This is a genomic window from Mycobacterium mantenii (genome assembly GCF_010731775.1).
GTDB classification, from domain to species: Bacteria; Actinomycetota; Actinomycetes; order Mycobacteriales; family Mycobacteriaceae; genus Mycobacterium; species Mycobacterium mantenii.
Map to the genome: position 1 here is coordinate 124,347 of NZ_AP022590.1, position 18,112 is coordinate 142,458.

Annotated in this window: 17 protein-coding genes and 1 pseudogene; 13 read left to right on the forward strand and 5 right to left on the reverse strand. The window is 68.6% G+C overall.

Annotation, left to right across the window (positions count from 1 at the left end; translation table 11 throughout):
• Window positions 1-2 precede the first annotated feature (2 nt).
• Window positions 3-446, reverse strand: coding sequence for a nuclear transport factor 2 family protein (locus G6N50_RS00680; RefSeq protein ID WP_083097377.1), 444 nt, complete (start codon window positions 444-446; stop codon window positions 3-5).
• Between the two features lie 91 nt (window positions 447-537).
• On the opposite strand from G6N50_RS00680, the gene G6N50_RS00685 reads away from it, so the two are divergent.
• Together G6N50_RS00685 and G6N50_RS00690 are read left to right on the forward strand one after the other, a co-directional pair.
• The gene (locus G6N50_RS00685) at window positions 538-1,428 is read left to right on the forward strand and encodes an SDR family NAD(P)-dependent oxidoreductase (protein WP_083097459.1); all 891 of its coding nucleotides are present in this window, start codon (window positions 538-540) and stop codon (window positions 1,426-1,428) included.
• A gap of 2 nt (window positions 1,429-1,430) precedes the next feature.
• Window positions 1,431-2,252, forward strand: coding sequence for a mycofactocin-coupled SDR family oxidoreductase (locus tag G6N50_RS00690; protein WP_083097378.1), 822 nt, complete (start codon window positions 1,431-1,433; stop codon window positions 2,250-2,252).
• A 9-nt stretch (window positions 2,253-2,261) separates the two neighbouring features.
• Here G6N50_RS00690 and rpmB read toward each other — a convergent pair whose 3' ends face one another.
• Entirely contained in the window at window positions 2,262-2,456 is a 195-nt protein-coding gene (gene rpmB, locus G6N50_RS00695; protein WP_083097380.1) for a 50S ribosomal protein L28, read from the reverse strand.
• 461 nt (window positions 2,457-2,917) lie between these two features.
• On the opposite strand from rpmB, the gene G6N50_RS00700 reads away from it, so the two are divergent.
• From G6N50_RS00700 to G6N50_RS00715, 4 genes are all read left to right on the forward strand, one after another.
• A complete protein-coding gene (locus G6N50_RS00700) occupies window positions 2,918-3,580 on the forward strand; it encodes a lysozyme family protein (RefSeq protein ID WP_308204212.1) in 663 nt (220 codons plus the stop codon).
• A gap of 210 nt (window positions 3,581-3,790) precedes the next feature.
• Window positions 3,791-5,461 carry a DAK2 domain-containing protein gene (locus G6N50_RS00705; RefSeq protein ID WP_179970130.1) on the forward strand — a complete coding sequence of 557 codons (1,671 nt, stop codon included), beginning with the start codon at window positions 3,791-3,793 and terminating at the stop codon, window positions 5,459-5,461.
• Between the two features lie 2 nt (window positions 5,462-5,463).
• On the forward strand, window positions 5,464-7,683 hold the full coding sequence (gene recG, locus G6N50_RS00710) for an ATP-dependent DNA helicase RecG (RefSeq protein ID WP_083097382.1): 2,220 nt from the start codon (window positions 5,464-5,466) through the stop codon (window positions 7,681-7,683).
• A 47-nt stretch (window positions 7,684-7,730) separates the two neighbouring features.
• Entirely contained in the window at window positions 7,731-8,444 is a 714-nt protein-coding gene (locus G6N50_RS00715; protein WP_083097384.1) for an HNH endonuclease family protein, read from the forward strand.
• Between the two features lie 7 nt (window positions 8,445-8,451).
• On the opposite strand, the gene G6N50_RS00720 is transcribed toward G6N50_RS00715, so the two are convergent.
• Window positions 8,452-9,297 carry an aldo/keto reductase gene (locus G6N50_RS00720; protein WP_163650793.1) on the reverse strand — a complete coding sequence of 282 codons (846 nt, stop codon included), beginning with the start codon at window positions 9,295-9,297 and terminating at the stop codon, window positions 8,452-8,454.
• Window positions 9,298-9,302: 5 nt separating this feature from the next.
• Window positions 9,303-9,530: pseudogene (locus tag G6N50_RS29125) on the reverse strand (aldo/keto reductase); the annotation flags it as partial.
• A 240-nt stretch (window positions 9,531-9,770) separates the two neighbouring features.
• Here G6N50_RS29125 and G6N50_RS00725 point away from each other — a divergent pair.
• The 6 genes from G6N50_RS00725 to G6N50_RS00750 all read left to right on the forward strand — a co-directional run bounded on the left by G6N50_RS00725 (window position 9,771) and on the right by G6N50_RS00750 (window position 15,592).
• The gene (locus G6N50_RS00725) at window positions 9,771-10,877 is read left to right on the forward strand and encodes an alpha/beta hydrolase (protein WP_232069028.1); all 1,107 of its coding nucleotides are present in this window, start codon (window positions 9,771-9,773) and stop codon (window positions 10,875-10,877) included.
• 100 nt (window positions 10,878-10,977) lie between these two features.
• Window positions 10,978-11,745, forward strand: coding sequence for a DsbA family protein (locus G6N50_RS00730; protein WP_083097389.1), 768 nt, complete (start codon window positions 10,978-10,980; stop codon window positions 11,743-11,745).
• A complete protein-coding gene (locus G6N50_RS00735; protein ID WP_083097391.1) occupies window positions 11,742-12,389 on the forward strand; it encodes a vitamin K epoxide reductase family protein in 648 nt (215 codons plus the stop codon). Before G6N50_RS00730 ends, G6N50_RS00735 begins: the two co-directional genes overlap by 4 nt.
• A gap of 10 nt (window positions 12,390-12,399) precedes the next feature.
• Window positions 12,400-12,954 carry a 16S rRNA (guanine(966)-N(2))-methyltransferase RsmD gene (rsmD, locus tag G6N50_RS00740; protein ID WP_083097393.1) on the forward strand — a complete coding sequence of 185 codons (555 nt, stop codon included), beginning with the start codon at window positions 12,400-12,402 and terminating at the stop codon, window positions 12,952-12,954.
• Between the two features lie 163 nt (window positions 12,955-13,117).
• A complete protein-coding gene (gene coaD / locus G6N50_RS00745) occupies window positions 13,118-13,600 on the forward strand; it encodes a pantetheine-phosphate adenylyltransferase (RefSeq protein WP_083097395.1) in 483 nt (160 codons plus the stop codon).
• 282 nt (window positions 13,601-13,882) lie between these two features.
• A complete protein-coding gene (locus G6N50_RS00750; protein ID WP_083097397.1) occupies window positions 13,883-15,592 on the forward strand; it encodes a thiamine pyrophosphate-requiring protein in 1,710 nt (569 codons plus the stop codon).
• 2 nt (window positions 15,593-15,594) lie between these two features.
• On the opposite strand, the gene G6N50_RS00755 is transcribed toward G6N50_RS00750, so the two are convergent.
• Window positions 15,595-16,761: a permease gene (locus G6N50_RS00755; protein WP_083097399.1), complete on the reverse strand. Its 1,167-nt coding sequence runs from the start codon at window positions 16,759-16,761 to the stop codon at window positions 15,595-15,597.
• A 557-nt stretch (window positions 16,762-17,318) separates the two neighbouring features.
• Here G6N50_RS00755 and sepIVA point away from each other — a divergent pair.
• Window positions 17,319-18,056, forward strand: a complete 738-nt coding sequence (sepIVA, locus tag G6N50_RS00760; RefSeq protein ID WP_067835510.1) for a cell division protein SepIVA — start codon at window positions 17,319-17,321, stop codon at window positions 18,054-18,056.
• Window positions 18,057-18,112: the final 56 nt, after the last annotated feature.

Sequence of the window (18,112 nt, forward strand, 5' to 3'; positions counted from 1 at the left end):
GCTCAGAACTTCAGATGCTGGCTGACGTCGCCGACCTGGTCGACGAACATGGTGCGGCTGTCGAAGCACCAGGCGCCGTCCACCCGGTGAAAGGTGTCCTTGTAGTGCCCGGTCACGATGAGCTGCAGCGGCAGGTCGGCGGTGGCCTGCGTTACGCAGTAATAGGACGTGCTCTGCGCGGTCCCGGCCACCTCGTCGATGTAGAGCTGCACGTTGGTCGTGTTGTGTTTGGTCTTCGGGGTGCCGTCGTCGTAGATCCGCGTGGCCATCTCATACATATCCCGCACCCGGGCGGCACCGGCGAACACCGTCTCCGGCGGGCCGTCCTCCATCCCGCAGATGCGGCCGTGCTCGAAGAGCCGGGCCACCCCGTCCAGGTCGCCGCCGTCGAGCAGCTGTGCATAGGTGTAGATGAGGTTGGTGATCTCGGTGGCGCTGTCACTCATGTCGAACCGCCTCGGGAGTCTTCCGCTCTGTTCCGCCATGTTGGCAGAACCGGTCCAATTTACATAGAACCGACGATTACTCTTGATCGCCGTGACCCTACCGTGGACGCCGAGCCGGCTCGGCAACCTCACCGGCAAGCGTGTGATCGTGACGGGAGCGACCAACGGCGTCGGGCTCGGCACCTCGCGGGCGCTCGCCAAAGCCGGCGCGCACGTGATCCTGGCCGTGCGCAACACCGAACTCGGCGAGCAACGCGCCGCCGAAATCGGCGGCTCGACCGGCGTGGTCAAGCTCGACCTCGCCGACCTGTCGTCGGTGGGCGCCTTCGCGGCCCTGATCAACGAGCCGGTGGACATCTTGATCAACAACGCCGGCGCCCTGACCGACCGGCGCACCGAGACCGTCGACGGCTTCGAGATGACGCTGGGCACCAACCTGCTCGGGCCGTTCGCCCTGACCAACCTGCTGCTGGCGAAGGTGCGCTCGCAGATCGTCAACGTCGGCTCTGACGCGCACCGGTCGGCGACCCTGCGGCTCGACGACCTGCACCTGCGCCAGCACAAGTGGACCCGGTTGGGCGCCTACGCGCAGTCGAAGCTCGCAGTCATGCTGTGGGGGCTGGAGCTGGACCGCAGGCTGCGCGCGGCCGGATCGCCGATCGTCACGCAGCTCACCCACCCGGGCTGGGTGGCCTCGAACCTGTCGAACCTGGGTGACTCACCGCTGATGTCGCTGGCCCACAAGGGGGTCAAAGCGGTGGCCGACCGGCTGGCCAACGACATCGACGAGGGCGCGGCGCCCACGCTCTACTGCATCAGCGAGCCGATTCCGCCGGGCAGCTACGTCGGGGTCAGCGGCAGGTTCGGGCTGCGCGGCGGCCCGGTGCTCATCGGCCGTACGCCGCTCGCCTGCGATTACGACACGGCCGCGCGGCTGGTGGCCTTCGCCGAACACGAGACCGGCACGAAATTGGAGGTGTAGTCATGGGCGAATTCGACAACATGGTCGCCGTCATCACCGGCGCCGCGCGCGGCCAGGGCCGCAGCCACGCCGTGGCGCTGGCCGAGCGGGGCGCCGACATCATCGCCGTCGACATCTGCGCCGATCTCGAGGCGATCCCCTACGCGTTGGGGACCAAGGCCGATCTCGAGGAGACCGTGCGGCTGGTCGAAGCCGCGGGTCGCAAGGCCGTGCCCGTTGTCGCCGACGTGCGCGACCTGGCACAGCTGGAGGCCGGGGTGCAGGGCGCGATCGACGCTATCGGCGAGGTGGACATCGTCATCGCCAACGCGGGAGTGGTCGCAATCGGTGACACCGACGCCCATTCCGAGCCGGTGTTCAACTCGATCGTGGACACGAATCTGAAGGGGGTCTGGCACACGCTGCTCGCGACGGTGCCCTCGATCATCCGCAAGGGACGGGGCGGCTCGATCGTGATGATCAGCTCGTCACAGGGTTTGACCGGCCGGGGCGGCGACGGCAGTTCCGCGATGTTCGCCTACGCCGCATCCAAGCACGGCGTGGTGGGGTTGATGCGCTCGGCCGCTAATGCCTATGCGCCGCACAAGATTCGGGTTAACTCGATCCACCCGGCCGGTGTCATGACGCCGATGATCCTCAACGACTTCGTCGTCAACCGGATGCTGGAGAACCCAAATCCTGCCGTCTCCCAGATGCTGCTGCCGGACGTGCCGCTAGTCGAACCGCAGGACGTGACGGAGGCGGTGCTGTGGCTGGCCGGCCCGAAAGCCCGCTATGTGACGGGCGTGTCGGTGCCTGTCGATGCCGGGCACATCGTGATGTAGCTGCGGCCCCTAGCCGCGGACGACCTTGCCGGCCTTGATGCAGGACGTGCAGACGTTCAGCCGCTGCTTGTTGCCGCCCGGGCGGGTGATGACGTGCACGGTCTGGACGTTGGGGTCCCACCGGCGGCTGGTGCGGCGGTGGGAGTGCGACACCGACTTACCGAAGCCGGGTCCTTTCCCGCAGATGTCGCACACAGCGGCCATTGTTCAAGCTCCTCAAATCTCGGGGGTCCGGCAATCCGGCCGGGACAGCCCAGGTTCACCCGGGCCCAACCAGAATACCGACTGTCGTGGTAACCACCAAAACCGTCGACGGTCGACCCTGCGGTCCGCCGGGCGGATTGTGCGCCAGCACCCCCTGGGCCACGAACATGCAGTCGCTCACAGTACCGCCGCGAACCCGGGTTACCTGCGCGCCCGGCCGCTAGGATGGCGGCGCCGCCGATGTTCGGCGCGGTCGCTGCCTTTGTCGGCACTTTGACCCCGCGCCGGGCTGGCTGAAGGCCGTTTCCCGGCGGCGCCGGCCTGCGCGGAGTTGCGGATGAGGCTGGGAAGCAACATCGGCAGGCTTGAGGGGAGTGCGCGGGGTGGATGCGCGCGCCGAAGACACCGCCGGGTGTACCCGCGTCGACGATCGACAGGGCGCTCGGGCGGGGATACGACGGTTGGTCTCGCGGGTGCGCCGCGTCGCGGTGACCTATCTGGTGGTGACGGCGCTGGGCGGCGTCGCGATTGGCAGTACCTCGGGTAACAGCCCGACGGGCCAGGGCGGGCTGGGCCCGAAGGCGTCGTGGCCCGGCCAAGCCGGTGCCGCGGCCTCGTGGTGGCAGCCCGGCGGTCCTCCTGCCGCGATGCCCGAGGCCGCCGCCGTCCGGCCCGGGATCCAGCTGCTTCAGGTGGCCTTCGATGGTCGGGGAGCGTGGCCGGATGGACCGGAAGCGACCCGCGGCTACCTCGAGGAGGCGCTGACGCGGATAGGGATCACCGCCGCGCCGGCCCGTGGCCGTTGGATCCAGGGGATGATGACCATCGCCGATCACGAGACCCAGTTCCACTCGGACGCGATCAACCTCTCAGACAGCAACGCTTACGGGCCATCCCAGCTCGACGGCGGCCCGCTGCACGCGACGCGGGGCCCATGGCAGATGATGCCGGATACGTTCGCGGCGTTTCACCAGGCGGGGACGTCGAACTCGGCATGGGATCCGGTGGCGGCGGCCTGCGCGTCGATCAACTACCAGATGAGCCGCTATGGGGTGAGCCGCGACGGCAGCAATCAGCGCATGCTCGTGGGGCAGGCCAATCCCGGTATCCGGCAGGGCTATTAAGCACTCCCACGGTTTATTCTTGCGGGGGTGAATGGCGTCGAGGACTACCTCGATCAGATGGATCTGATGCTCGCTGCTCAATCATTCTCAACGGCGCGGAGCAACTGAACGCAGCGGCTCCGTCGCCCGGCTACGCTGGCGCCCACCGCGGGACTGGTGCGGAGGAGGTGGGTCACCCTGGGCATTGTCGATGCGTCGCAGGAACGTCTCCTGGACGCGATCACCCTGCGCGACTGGGCGCACACCGCCGTCAGCGACCTGATCACGCACATCGACGAGATCAACCGGCTCAACGTCTTCCCCGTCGCCGACTCCGATACCGGCGCCAACATGCTGTTCACCATGCGTTCGGCGCTGGCCGAGGCCAATCTGGTCGCCGGCGCCGAGGGCGGCTCACCCTGCTGCGCCCGCGCCGCCGCCGCGCTGTCGGCGGGCGCGCTGAACGGCGCCCGCGGGAATTCCGGGGTGATCCTGTCGCAGATCCTGCGCGGCGTCGCCGACGTCACCGCGGCCGCGGCCGCCGACGCGGGCGGTGAGCTGCCCCACATCGACGCCGTCATCCTGGGCGCCGCGCTGCACCGCGGCGTGGAGCTGGTCATCAGCTCGATGGGGGGTGCGGAGATCCCCGGGACCATCGTCTCGGTGCTGCGGGCGGCCGCGAACGCCGTTGCGCAGTGCGCCCGGGCCGGGGACGGGCTGGTGCCGGCGGTCATCGCCGCCGGTGACGCCGCAGTGGTCGCGCTGGAAAAGACCCCCGAGCAACTCGACGTGCTGGCCGACGCCGGCGCGGTGGACGCCGGCGGACGCGGCCTGCTGGTCCTGCTGGACGCGTTGCGCTCCACCATCGCCGGGCCCGCGCCGGCCCGCGCGGTGTACGAGCTGTCGCCGCAGGCGCCGCAGCCGGATGCGTCCACGCCGCGTCCGGCGCCCCAATTCGAGGTGATGTACCGGCTGGACGACTGCGAGCCCCCGGCGGCGGACGCGCTGCGGGACCGGCTGGGGGAGCTGGGCGATTCGGTGGGCATCGCCTCCGCGCCCTCGTCCACGCGGCACACGTACTCGGTCCACGTGCATACCGACGACGCCGGCGCCGCCGTGGAGGCCGGGCTGGCGGCCGGGCGGCTCAGCCGGATCGTCATCTCGGCGTTGAGCTCCGGCACCCCCGGGCTGCCCGCCGGCGGCTGGACGCGGGAGCGCGCGGTGCTGGCGGTGGTCGACGGCGACGGCGCCGCCGATTTGTTCGCCGGCGAGGGCGCCTGCGTGCTGCAGCGCGACCCGGCCGCGCACGATGCCGCCACCAACATCAGCGCGCACCAGCTGATGCGGGCCGTCGTCGACACCGGGGCCGCCCAGGTCATGCTGCTGCCCAACGGCTATGTGGCGGCCGAGGAGCTGGTGGCCGGCTGCACCGCCGCCATCGGCTGGGGGATCGACGTCGTGCCGATCCCGACGGGGTCGATGGTGCAGGGGCTGGCCGCGCTGGCCGTGCACGAAACCGACCGGCAGGCGGTGGACGACGGCTACACCATGGCCCGCGCCGCCGGCTCGGCGCGGCACGGCTCGGTGCGCATCGCCACCGAGAGCGCGTTGACCTGGGCGGGTCGCTGCCGCCCCGGCGATGGCCTGGGCATCGCGGGCGACGAGGTGCTGATCGTGGCCGCCGACGCGGTCGGGGCGGCGATCGGTCTGCTCGATCTGCTGCTGGCCTCCGGCGGCGACCTGGTGACGGTGCTGCTGGGCGGCGGCGTCGACACCGACGATGACGCCGGCGCCGTCAGCGACATCCTGGAAGAACACATGCACGATCACCACCCCGGGACCGAACTGGTCACCTACCGCACCGGCCACCACGGCGACACCCTGCTGATCGGGGTCGAGTAGCGATGGTGTCGCTGAGCGACCGGCTGGACTTCGTGGTGGGCGCCAAAGTTGCGGGCCCGCTTGACGAGGTGTTCGGCATCCGGACCGTCGACGACCTGTTGCGGCACTACCCGCGCAGCTACACCGAGGGGGCGAGCCGCTGGGGCGCCGACGACGAACGGCCGCCGGCCGGTGAGCACGTCACGATCATCGACACGATCGCCGAGACCGAGACGTTTCCGATGAAGAAGACCCCGAACAAGGTGTGTCACCGCATCACCCTCGGCTCGGGCCGCAGCAAGGTGACCGCCACCTTCTTCAACGCGAACTACCTGAAAAAGGACCTGACAAAAGGCGCCAAGGTAATGCTCTCGGGAGAGGTCGGGTTCTTCAGGAACGTCATGCAACTGACGCACCCGGCGTTTTTGCTGCTCGACCGGCAGGACGGGAAGAATCGCGGTACCGCATCGCTGAAGAGCATCGCTGACGTCTCGCACGCCACCACCGGCGAAGACATCGCCGACGCTTACCAACGCCACTTCTTCCCGATCTATCCGGCCAGCGCCAAATTGCAGAGCTGGACCATCTTCGCCTCGGTGCGCCAGGTGCTCGACGTGCTCGACCCGGTGCCGGATCCGCTGCCCGAGGAGCTGCGCGAAAGGTTCGGCCTGGTCTCCGAAGACGAGGCGTTGCGCGACATCCACCTCGCCGAGAGCGAGCCGCGGCGGCAGCGGGCCCGGGAACGTTTGACCTTCGACGAGGCCGTCGGCCTGCAGTGGGCGCTGGTGGCCCGCCGCCACGGCGAACTGTCGGAATCGGGGCCGCCGGCGCCGCCGCGTCCGGACGGTCTGGGCGCGGAACTGTTGGGGCGCTTGCCCTTCGAGCTGACCGCGGGGCAGCGCGAAGTCCTCGGCGTGCTGTCCGACGAGCTCGCGTCGAGCCGCCCGCTGAATCGCCTGCTGCAGGGCGAGGTCGGCTCCGGTAAGACGATCGTCTCGGTGCTGGCCATGCTGCAGATGGTCGACGCCGGATATCAATGCGCCCTGCTTGCCCCAACGGAAGTGCTTGCCGCACAACACCTCCGATCGATTCGCGACGTACTCGGCCCCTTGGCGATGGCGGGGCAGCTCGGTGGTGCCGAAACCGGCACGCGGCTGGCGCTGCTGAGCGGTTCGATGACCGCCGCGCAGAAGAAGCAGATCCGGGCCGAGATCGCCGGCGGTGAGGTCGGCATCGTCGTCGGCACGCACGCGCTGCTGCAGGACGCGGTGGAATTCGGCAACCTGGGCATGGTGGTGGTCGACGAACAACACCGCTTCGGCGTTGAACAGCGAGATCAGTTGCGGGCCAAGGCTCGTCCGGGCGTGACACCGCACCTGCTGGTGATGACGGCCACGCCGATTCCGCGCACCGTCGCGCTCACCGTGTACGGGGACCTGGAAACCTCGACGCTGCGCGAACTTCCGCGCGGACGCCAGCCGATCACCAGCAACGTCATCTTCGTCAAGGACAAGCCGGCGTGGCTGGGCCGGGCCTGGCAGCGCATCATCGAGGAGGTCGCCGCCGGCCGCCAGGCGTACGTGGTGGCGCCGCGCATCGACGAAAGCGACGACCCGGGTGATCAGGAGCAGAACGCCAAGGCGCCCGAAACCGCCCAGGGCCTCTACGCCCGGCTGCGCTCCGGCGAGCTGGCGAACCTGCGGCTGGGCCTGATGCACGGGCGCCTGTCGGCCGAGGAGAAGGACGCCGCCATGGCGGCTTTTCGGGCCGGCGTCCTCGACGTGCTGGTGTGCACCACCGTGATCGAGGTGGGCGTCGACGTCCCCAACGCCACCGTGATGCTGGTGATGGACGCCGACCGGTTCGGGATCAGCCAGTTGCATCAGCTGCGCGGCCGGATCGGCCGCGGCCAGCACCCGAGCCTGTGCCTTTTCGCCAGTTGGTCCGCGCCGAATTCGCCGGCCGGCCGGCGGCTGTGTGCGGTGGCCGAGACGCTGGACGGCTTCGCCCTGGCCGATCTCGACCTCAAGGAGCGGCGGGAAGGAGATGTGTTGGGCCGCAACCAGTCCGGCAAGGCGATCACGCTGAGGCTACTGTCCCTGGCGGAGCATCAGGAGTACATCGAGGCCGCCCGGGACTTCTGCGTCCAGGCCTACGGCGACGACCGGTCGAACCCTGGATTGGCCGTGCTGGCCGCGCGATTCACCGACACGGACCGGATCGAATACTTGGATAAGAGTTGACCGCCGGCGACGATGCAGAGCGAAGCGATGAGTAAGGAGCGGCGCAGTTGAACCGCAAAGCATTGCTCTGGCTGGCCGCGGCGGCCGCGATCGCGTTGCTGGTGGCCTATCAGACGGCTGCGTCCTCGACCGCCCGGCATTCCGCCGAATACGCCGCGCGCGCCGATGTTCCGACGGTGCAGCCCGGCACCGATGTGCTCGGGGGCATCGGCGTCCTACCCCTGCGCATGCACCGCTACGACTACCTGCGGTCGGCGTTCGGCGACGCCTGGGACGACGACAACGACGCGCCCCTGGGGCACAACGGATGCGACACCCGCGACGACATCCTCGATCGCGATCTCGTCGACAAGACCTACGTGTCGGTCAAGAGGTGTCCGGACGCCGTGGCCACCGGCACGCTGCACGACCCGTACACCAACAAGACCATCGCGTTTCAGCGCGGCCCCAAGGTCGGGGAATCCGTCCAGATCGACCACATCGTCCCGCTGGCCTACGCCTGGGACATGGGTGCCTACGGCTGGCCCGCTCCCGAGCGGCGGCGTTTCGCCAACGATCCGGCCAACCTGCTGGCCGTCGACGGGCAGGCGAACCAGGACAAGGGCGATTCGCCGCCGGCGCAATGGATGCCGCCGAACGCGGCGTTCGCGTGTCAGTACGCCATGCAGTTCATCGTCGTGCTACGCGGGTACGCGCTGCCGGTGGACCAGGCGTCGACCGGGGTGCTGCGCCAGGCCGCGGCGACCTGCCCGACGGGCTAGCCGCGGGCTACGAGCCGGTGTAGGTCTCCGGGTCGGGGCGCAGCCGGGTGCCGTCGTTGAGGCCGTTGAGCGCGTCCATGTGCTCGTCGGCCAACTCGAAGTCGAACACGTCCAGGTTGGAGGCGATGTGCTCGGCGTTGGCCGACCGGAAGACGACCGCGTTGCCCAGCTGCAGGTTCCACCGCAGCAGCACCTGCGACGCGGTCTTGCCGTACTCGCCGGCGACCGAGGTCACCGTCGGGTTGTCGTTCAGCTTGCCCAGCGCCAGCGGCGTGTAGGACTGGGTGAGGACGTTGTGCTCGGCGTTGGTCTTGCGCAGCGCTTCCTGGTTGAGCAGCGGGTGCAGCTCGATCTGGTTGACCGCCGGGGTGACGAAGGTCAGGTCGATGACCGTCGTCAGGTACTCGTCGGTGAAGTTGGAGACGCCGATCGAGCGCGCTTGACCTTCCGCGCGGGACTGGATCATGCCGCCGAAGGAGTTCACGTAGGTGCCCAGCGACGGGGCCGGCCAGTGGATCAGGTAGAGGTCGACGTAGTCCAGGCCGAGGCGCTCCAGGCTGGCGGTGCACGCGTCCATCGCCCCCTTGAAACCCTGGTCGGAGGTGGCCAGCTTGGTGGTGACGAACAGCTCGGCGCGGGGAATGCCGGAGGCGGCGATGGCGCGCCCGACGGCGGCTTCGTTCCCGTAGACCGCGGCGGTGTCGATCAGCCGACAGCCGATCTCCAGCGCCGCCGAAATTGCGCGTTCGGTCTCGTCATCCGACAATTCCGCGACGCCCAGGCCGAGGGCCGGCATCGTGTTCTCGTCGTTGAGAGCGATTGATGGTACGGCGGAGCCCGACTCGCCAGTCAATGCATTCACCTGCCTGTGAAATTGAAGGTTCGAGATTGTGCGCCGAGCCAGATTCCGTCATCGAGCGAGAAGATCAACGCCGTTCCGGCGCCGAATTCGAAGCGCTCAGTTCGAAATCGAACACGTCGAAGTTGCTCGCAATCCGATGAAGGCTCACCGACTCGGGGACCACGATATTACCGAGCCAGTAAAAGCAACGTAATCAACACCTGGGCGGGTGTCCATCCGCGCCGTCGGCGCCGGGGACGCGCCACGTACAGTGAGACCCGCGGCACACCGGAACCGGCAGTCGCTCGGCCGTTCTCCGGCGTGGTGCGGCGACGTCGATCCGCCGGTAGACCGCGGTATTGACCGCCTGTTGGTGGCCGCGCGGCCGGCACTACGCCGAGGCGACGGGCGGCCGGGGGGCGAATAACCGTTCGCCGGCGAGCGTTAGCACGTGTTGTTTAAGGGGGTTACCCATGACCAGACCCATGTCTGGCGCACCGGAGCGGGAGTTCGAAGCCGACCGCGCCTCGGTGCGGCTGGCCACTCGCATCCAGGGCGCCGTCACCAACGCAGGGGCCAAGGTCATCCCGTGGATCCCCACCGCCATCAGGCGGGGACTGGTCCGCGGTCGGTCGGTCATGATCGACGGCAACACGCTGGATCCGACCTTGCAGCTGATGCTGTCGGGCCTGCGCGCCGTCGGCATCGACGGGCTGGTCGTCGACGACGACCCGCAAACCTCGCGGGCCCAGATGCGCGAGTCGACCGTGGGGTTCCCCGGCCCGCAGATTCACGTCGACGTGGCCGAGTTGTCGCTGCCCGGCCCGGCCGGTGAGATCGCGGCCCGGCACTACCGGCCGGCCGGCGGCGAGGCCGCACCGCTGCTGGTCTTCTACCACGGCGGCGGCTGGTCGATCGGCGACCTGGACACCCACGACGCCTTGTGCAGGCTGACCTGTCGCGACGCCGGCATCCACGTGTTGTCGATCGACTACCGGCTGGCCCCCGAGCACCCGGCGCCGGCCGCGATCGAGGACGCCTACGCGGCCTTCACCTGGGCCTACGAGCACGCCGGTGAGCTGGGCGCGACGCCGGGACTGGTCGCGGTCGGCGGGGACAGTGCCGGCGGTAACCTCGCCGCCGTCGTCAGCCAGATCGCGCGCGACGAGGGCGCCCCGGCGCCGGTGCTGCAGTGGCTGCTCTATCCGCGGACCGACTTCACCGTGCAGAACCGGTCACTGACGCTGTTCTCGCGCGGCTTCCTGCTCACCAAGCGGGACATCGACTGGTTCGAATCGCAGTACCTGCGGCGTTCCAATCTCGACCGCACCGATCCGCGGATATCGCCGGCGTTGGCCGAATCGCTGACCGGCCTGGCGCCCGCGCTGATCGCGGTCGCGGGTTTCGACCCGCTGCGCGACGAGGGCGAGAGCTACGCCGAGGCGCTGCGCGCGGCCGGCGTCGCGGTCGACCTGCGGTACCTGGGTTCGCTGACCCACGGCTTCGCCAACCTGTTTCAGCTGGGCGGTGACAGCATGGTCGCGACCAGCGAGCTGATTTCGGCCCTGCGCGCACACCTGAGCCGGGTCTGATTCCGTGAGCGGGAGGCGCCGGTAATCTAGAGGCGCCTTGTCCGATCGCTTTGTCCGCACCGGGCAGACCGACACCTCGTACCGAAAGATCAGGGAACCTGTGGCCGACAAACCCAAACGTCCCCCGCGATTCGACATGAAGTCGGCCTCTGGCGGTAAGTCGAGCCGACTCGTCCAGATCGGCGGCACCGCCTTCGTGGTGATCTTCGCGGTTGCCCTCGTCTTCTACATCGTGACGTCGCACCACAAGAAGACCGGCCCCACCGGTGCGGGCGACACGGTCCGGGTGACGTCGAGCAAGCTGATCACCCAGCCCGGCAGCAGCGACCCCAAGGCCGTCGTGACGTTCTACGAGGACTTCCTGTGCCCGGCCTGCGGTAACTTCGAGCGCACCTTCGGCCCGACGGTGTCCAAGCTCATCGACCTCGGCGCGATTGCGGCCGACTACAACATGGTGTCGATCCTCGACAGCTCGCGGAACCAGAACTATTCGTCGCGCGCGGGTGCCGCGGCCCTGTGCGTCGCCGACGAGTCCCAGGACGCGTTCCGGCGGTTCCACTCCGCGCTGTTCAGCACCGACATTCAGCCGAGCGAGACCGGCAAGAGTTTCCCGGACAACGCGCGGCTGATCGAGCTCGCCCGCGAGGCCGGTGTGGTGGGCAAGGTGCCGGACTGCATCAACAGCGGCAAGTACCTGTCCAAGGTCACCGGCGAAGCGGCGGCCGGGCACATCAACGCCACGCCGACCATCAAGATCAACGGCGATGACTACGACCCGTCAACACCCGATGCGCTGGTCAGCAAGATTAAGGCGATCGTGGGCAACATTCCGGGCATCGACGGCGCGGTGGCGCCGGCCTCCATGTGACCGGTGCGGTGACGACAGAAGCTGCCGATCTCACCGGCGACCTGACACCGGATTCGCTTCCGGCGGCGCGAGTTCCGGCGGCCAGCGCCTGGTGGGTGCTGATCGCCGGTCTGATCGGGTTGGTCGCGTCGATGACGCTGACGGTCGAGAAGATCGACCTGCTGCTCAACCCGGCGTACGTGCCGTCGTGCAACCTCAACCCGATCCTGTCCTGTGGCTCGGTGATGGTCACGCCGCAGGCATCGCTGCTGGGGTTCCCCAATCCGCTGCTGGGGCTGGTGGCCTTCACCGTGGTGGTCGTCACCGGGTTGCTGGCGTTGACGAAAGTCGCTCTGCCCCAATGGTATTGGGTGGGGCTGACGATCGGGCTGGTGGTTGGTGCGGCGTTCGTGCACTGGCTGATTTTCCAGAGCCTGTATCGCATCGGCGCGCTGTGCCCGTACTGCATGGTGGTGTGGGTGGTGACCATCTCGCTGCTGGTGGTGGTCGCCTCGATCGCTTATCGCCCGGTGTTGCAGCGCCGCCAAACCGGTGTGGCGTCGGTGCTTTTCCAGTGGCGATGGTCGCTCGCCGCACTCTGGTTCACCGCGGTGTTCCTGATGATCATGGCGCGGTTCTGGGACTACTGGTCGACGCTGCTGTAGGTGGCTGCACGTGACCCGGATCATTGGCGGCGCGGCCGGGGGCCGTCGCATCGCGGTCCCGCCACGAGGTGCCAGGCCCACCACCGACCGGGTGCGCGAGTCGCTGTTCAACATCCTGACCGCCCGCCTGGAGCTGACCGGGCGCAGGGTGCTGGACCTCTACGCCGGATCGGGCGCGTTGGGATTGGAGGCGCTCTCCCGCGGTGCCGCCGCGGCGCTGTTCGTCGAGTCGGACCCGCGCACCGGATCCGTGATCGCGCGCAACATCGAAACCGTGGGCCTGCCCGGTGCGACGCTGCGCCGCGGAGCGGTGGCGACCGTGCTGGCGGCCGGGACCCCGGCCGCGTTCGATCTGGTGCTGGCCGACCCGCCCTACGACGTGGACGCCGCGGAGGTCGAGGCGGTGCTGGAGGCGCTGCCCGCGCACGGCTGGGTGCGCGAGGGCAGCGTCGCGGTGGTGGAGCGGGCGGCCGGCGGTGTGCCGCTGAAGTGGCCGGCGGGTTGGTCGGTGTGGCCGCACAGGGTTTATGGCGACACCCGTCTGGAGCTGGCCGAGCGGCTCTGACGTGGCGTGTAACGTCGTCCGGCATGGCGCCGCTCCTCAGCATCGCTTCGCTCTGCATCGTCTCGGCGCGCGGCATGGCGCCGCCCCAACGCATCGCTTGGCTCTGCATCGTCTCGGCGCGCGGCATGTGCGCCGCTCCGCATCGCTTCGTTGGACCCCCGGCGTGACGGGCGCGGTGTGCCCCGGGTCGTTCGACCCGGTGACATTGGGACACATCGACGTCTTCGAGCGTGCGTCGGCTCAATTCGACGAGGTGGTGGTGGCCATCCTGACCAACCCCGCCAAGAAGGGCATGTTCGACCTCGACGAGCGGATCGCGATGATCAACGAATCGACGACGCATCTGCCCAACCTGCGGGTGGAAGCCGGGCAAGGTCTGGTCGTCAACTTCGCCCTGTCCCGCGGGATGACCGCCATCGTGAAGGGGCTGCGCACCGGCACCGACTTCGAATACGAGCTGCAGATGGCGCAGATGAACAAACACGTCGCCGGCGTGGACACGTTTTTCGTCGCGACCGCCCCGCGCTATTCGTTCGTGTCCTCATCGCTGGCCAAAGAGGTCGCGATGCTCGGTGGCGACGTGTCGGAACTTTTGCCCGAACCCGTCAATCGCCGCCTGCGCGAACGGCTTTCGGGCCGGTCCTGAGGCTGTCGATCGTCGCCCCCGAAAGCCTTGGGCAGCAATCGCATTGACGAAACCGACCGGGGCCTGGAATAACCGGCCGCGTGATGGGTACCCGACGATGTCCGAGTTCTCCGTCGATTACCCATGAGTCCCTCGCAAAGGGCGGTCGACGGGTTAGAGCGCGCCACGCCGAACCCAGTCAACCGGAAAAGATCGCAGACGCGCACGCGGAACGTATCTTGTAGATCTGGTCCTGAGGAGGGGGTACGCGAGGTCGCCGACGTCGATAGGAGAACGGCAGCCATGACGGTAGACAATCTGTTCGACGTACCCGAGGCAGCGGCCGATCTGGTCGCGCTGCTCGCCGACGAAGGGGTCGCGCACTTCTTCATCAACCCCGGAACCGATTCCGCGCCGATCCAGGAGGCGCTGGCGGCAGCGCGCGCAACCGGCACGCCGAGCCCGCAGGCGGTGTTGTGCGTGCACGAGAGCATCGCGCTGGCGGCGGCCATCGGCCACCACATGGCCAGCGGCCGCCCGCAGGCGGTCATGGTGCACGTCGACGCCGGCACGCTGAATCTGGGCTGCCAGTTGCACAACGCGCAGCGCAACGGAACTCCGGTGGTGGTGTTCGCCGGGCGGACTCCCTACAGTTCCGCGCCGCAGGTGCGCGGTCACCGCGATTCCTACATCCATTGGCAGCAGGAGCAACTCGACCAGCCGGCCGCGGTGCGCAACTATGTCAAGTGGCACATGGAGGTTCCGCGCGGCCGCGAGCTCGCCCCCATCGTCCGTCGGGCATTCCAGGTCGCCCAATCCTGCCCGTCCGGACCCGCGTACGTGATGCTGCCCCGAGAAGCGTTGATGGAACACGGCGTCGGCGCCCTGCCGCGCAGGCTGCCGCCCGCCGTGCCGCCCGGCCCGGATCCGGGTGCGCTGGGACGCCTGGCGGGAATCCTGGTGGCGGGCAAGCGGGTTGTCATCGTCACGGCCAGGACCGCCGCAGACCCGGGGACCGCGACCGTGCTGGGCCGCATCGCCAAGTTGCTCGGTGCGCCGGTGATCGATCAGGGTGACCGCGCCAACCTGCCGCCGGGACATCCGTTGCACGTGGTGGGCGACGCGGGCCCGCTGGAAAACGCCGACACCGTGCTGCTGTTGGACTGCGAAGTGCCTTGGGTGCCCGCGCAGCTGGCCCCGCCCGCGGACGCGCGCGTGGTGCAGATCGACGGGGATCCGGTCAAACCGAGCATGCCGCTGTGGACCTATCCGGTCGAGATCGCGTTGACCGCGGACACCCGCGTGGCGCTGCTGCTGCTCGAGCAGACCCTGTTGCGGCTGGCCACCGACGAGCTACGGGAGAAGTGGGCCACACGCCGACAGGCGGCCGAGGCCGGCGCCGCGCAATGCCGGCAGGAGGCGGCTCGCCGGGCCGCCTCCGACCTCCCGGCGGACGCCCCCGACGCGATGCTGGGTGCGCTGGGCGTCGCCTTGCCCGACGACGCGGTGGTGGTCCAGGAGGCCGTGACCAACCGGGCCGCCGTGGCCCGACAGGTGCGGCGGCCGCCCGGGCACCTCTTCGACACGGGCGCACCGGCATTGGGCTGGGCGCTCGGCGGCGCCTTCGGGGTGAAACTCGCCCGGCCGGAGGCGCCCGTCGTGGCCATATGCGGTGACGGTTCGTTCAATTTCGGGGTGCCCACCGCCGCGTTGTGGTCGGCCCATCGCTACGGCGCGCCCTTCGTGACGGTCGTCTTGAACAACCAGTCGTATCTGGCCTCCAAGTTGCCGGTGATGGGGTTGTATCCCGATGGAGTATCGGTGCGGGAGAACGACTTCGGCGAAACCCGGCTCACCCCGGCCACCGACTACGCCGCCCTCGCCAAGGCCTGCGGAGGCAGCGGACGCAGCGTGCACACGCCGGCGGAGATGAGCGAGGCCCTCGGTTGGGCGCTCGGCGAGGCCGACCAAGGGCGGTGCGCGGTGCTGGACGTGCGGTTGCCGCAGCCCTGAGGTCAGTGATGATGCTCGGCCTCGCCGGCTTCGGGGGAGCCGCCCATCATGCGCGCCATCGGCAGGCCCCCGGAGGTGACGAACCGGACGACCAGGACGGCCGCGAGCGCCAGGAACGCGATGTTGAGCCAGGTCGTGTAGTTCCAGGAGATCGACGCCTCGATCACCGTGGCGTTGCGCTGCGTGGGAATCAGATGTGTTGTGCCGAAGATCAATTCGACCAGATACCCGGCGGCGACCATCGCGGCGTAGAAGGTGCCCAGCAGCGTCAGCATCATCTTGGTGCCGTAGTACTTGCGGTAGATGTTCAGGATCGGAAGGATCAGCAGGTCGGCGTAGATGAACGCGATGACGCCGCCGAAGCTGATGCCTCCGTTCCATAACACCGCGGCCAGCGGGACGTTGCCGATGGAGCACACGAAAGACACGATCGCCACGATGGGCCCGACGATCGGTCCCCACAGCGCCGAGAGGCCCGGGTGATCGGCCAAAAAGAAGAGCTGCCAGAACTTTTCGGGAACCCAGGCCGCGACGGCGCCCGCAATCAGCAAGCCCAGGACGAGGTCGCGCAGGATCGCCAGCCACTCCATCACGAACACGTGCGAAACCGAGGTGAAACCGTCCGGGGAGAACAGCCGTCGCGCAAACGAGCCCTCGCCTTTGATCGACATGTCCATGGCGGCATGGCCTTCCATCGAGCCGGCGATTCCCCGCTCGGCCTGCTCGCGGGCGGCGTCGACGAGCCGCGACCGCACGAATAGACGGAACAAGACGGCCAGCACGACGATTATCAGTGGGCCGCCGACGAATTCGGCGGCGGTGAATTGCCAGCCCATCAGCAGGGCCAGGATGATGCCCAACTCCACCACCAGGTTGGTGGAACCGATCTCGAACGCCATCGCGGCGGTGAAGTCGGCGCCCTTGCGAAACAACGATCGCGCCAACGCCACCGCGGCGTACGAGCACGACGACGATGCCGCCCCCAGCCCGGCGGAGACCGCCAGGGTGCGCGGGCGATCGTCACCCATCAGCGCCACGATCGTTGAGCGTCGCACCACGGCCTGCACCACCGCCGAAAGGGCGAAGCCCAAAATCAGCGCCCACAGGATTTCCCACGTCATCGACGCCGCGAGCGTCAACGCGTGCCCGATAGCCGATAGCACCGTCACTTGTGTCCTCCTGCGGTCGATCACTGGCTTCGGAGGGCGCCCGCACCCATCCCGGACTATACCCCTTAGGGGTATATTGGGGGGCACCGCGCCGTGGCCGCAAGACGCCACCCGTGGGTTATCCGACTGCGCGGCGCCTAAGCGTCTAGTTGCCACGATCGTCACCTATTTCAAGGCGCTCGACGCGTCGCGCCCCCGCGCACCTGGCGGTCCGGATAGTGCCCCGGCCGCCGGGCACCTACAATCGCGGGGAAATAGCCGGGCCTCGGCGCTTCGACGCAAACCCCGGGCCTGCGCCCGTCCCGCATCGACGGGGCTCGGCAACGAATATGGATGAACCACCTCACGCGGCCGTCGCGGCCGCGGCAACAGCGTGAACGGGCGCTTTTCGATGAATTTTACTTCCAACGGCCGGGCCGCTAGCGGCGCGCCGGGGCGTTTGAGGCGCCCCGAGCGGGCAAATACCCGACACACCGGTGCCACCACCGCTGTCACAGGGACAACACCAGGCACACTGGTAACAACAGGATTTTTGCAGACGCCAGGAGGGTGTGGCCGTGTATCGAGTCTTTGAGGCGCTGGACGAACTCAGCGCCATCGTGGAAGAAGCCCGTGGCGTTCCGATGACGGCCGGCTGCGTGGTGCCTCGCGGCGACGTGCTGGAGCTGATCGACGACATCAAGGACGCCATCCCGGGCGAATTGGACGACGCCCAGGACGTGCTGGATGCGCGCGATTCCATGCTGCAGGACGCCAAGACGCACTCCGAGTCCATGGTGTCCTCGGCGACCACCGAGTCGGAGTCGATGCTCAACCATGCCCGCGCTGAGGCCGACCGGTTGTTGTCCGACGCAAAGGCGCAGGCCGACCGGATGGTCAGCGAGGCGCGTCAGCACAGCGAGCGGATGGTCGGCGAGGCCCGCGAGGAGTCGATGCGCATCGCCACGGCGGCCAAGCGCGAATACGAAGCCAGCGTCGGCCGCGCCCAGGCCGAGGCCGACCGGCTGCTGGAAAACGGCAACATCTCCTACGAGAAGGCCGTGCAAGAGGGCATCAAGGAGCAACAGCGCCTGGTCTCGCAGAACAGCGTGGTGGAGGCCGCCAACGCCGAGGCCACCCGCCTCATCGACTCGGCGCACGCCGAGGCCGACCGGCTGCGCGGTGAATGCGACATCTACGTCGACAACAAGCTGGCCGAGTTCGAGGAATTCCTCAACGGCACCCTGCGGTCGGTGGGGCGCGGTCGTCACCAACTGAGGACGGCGGCCGGAACCCACGACTACGCGGTCCGCTAGCCTTTCGCGGACTGTTTGCCGGGCGGGCGCGCCCTGGAAATATGCGGTCAGCGCCG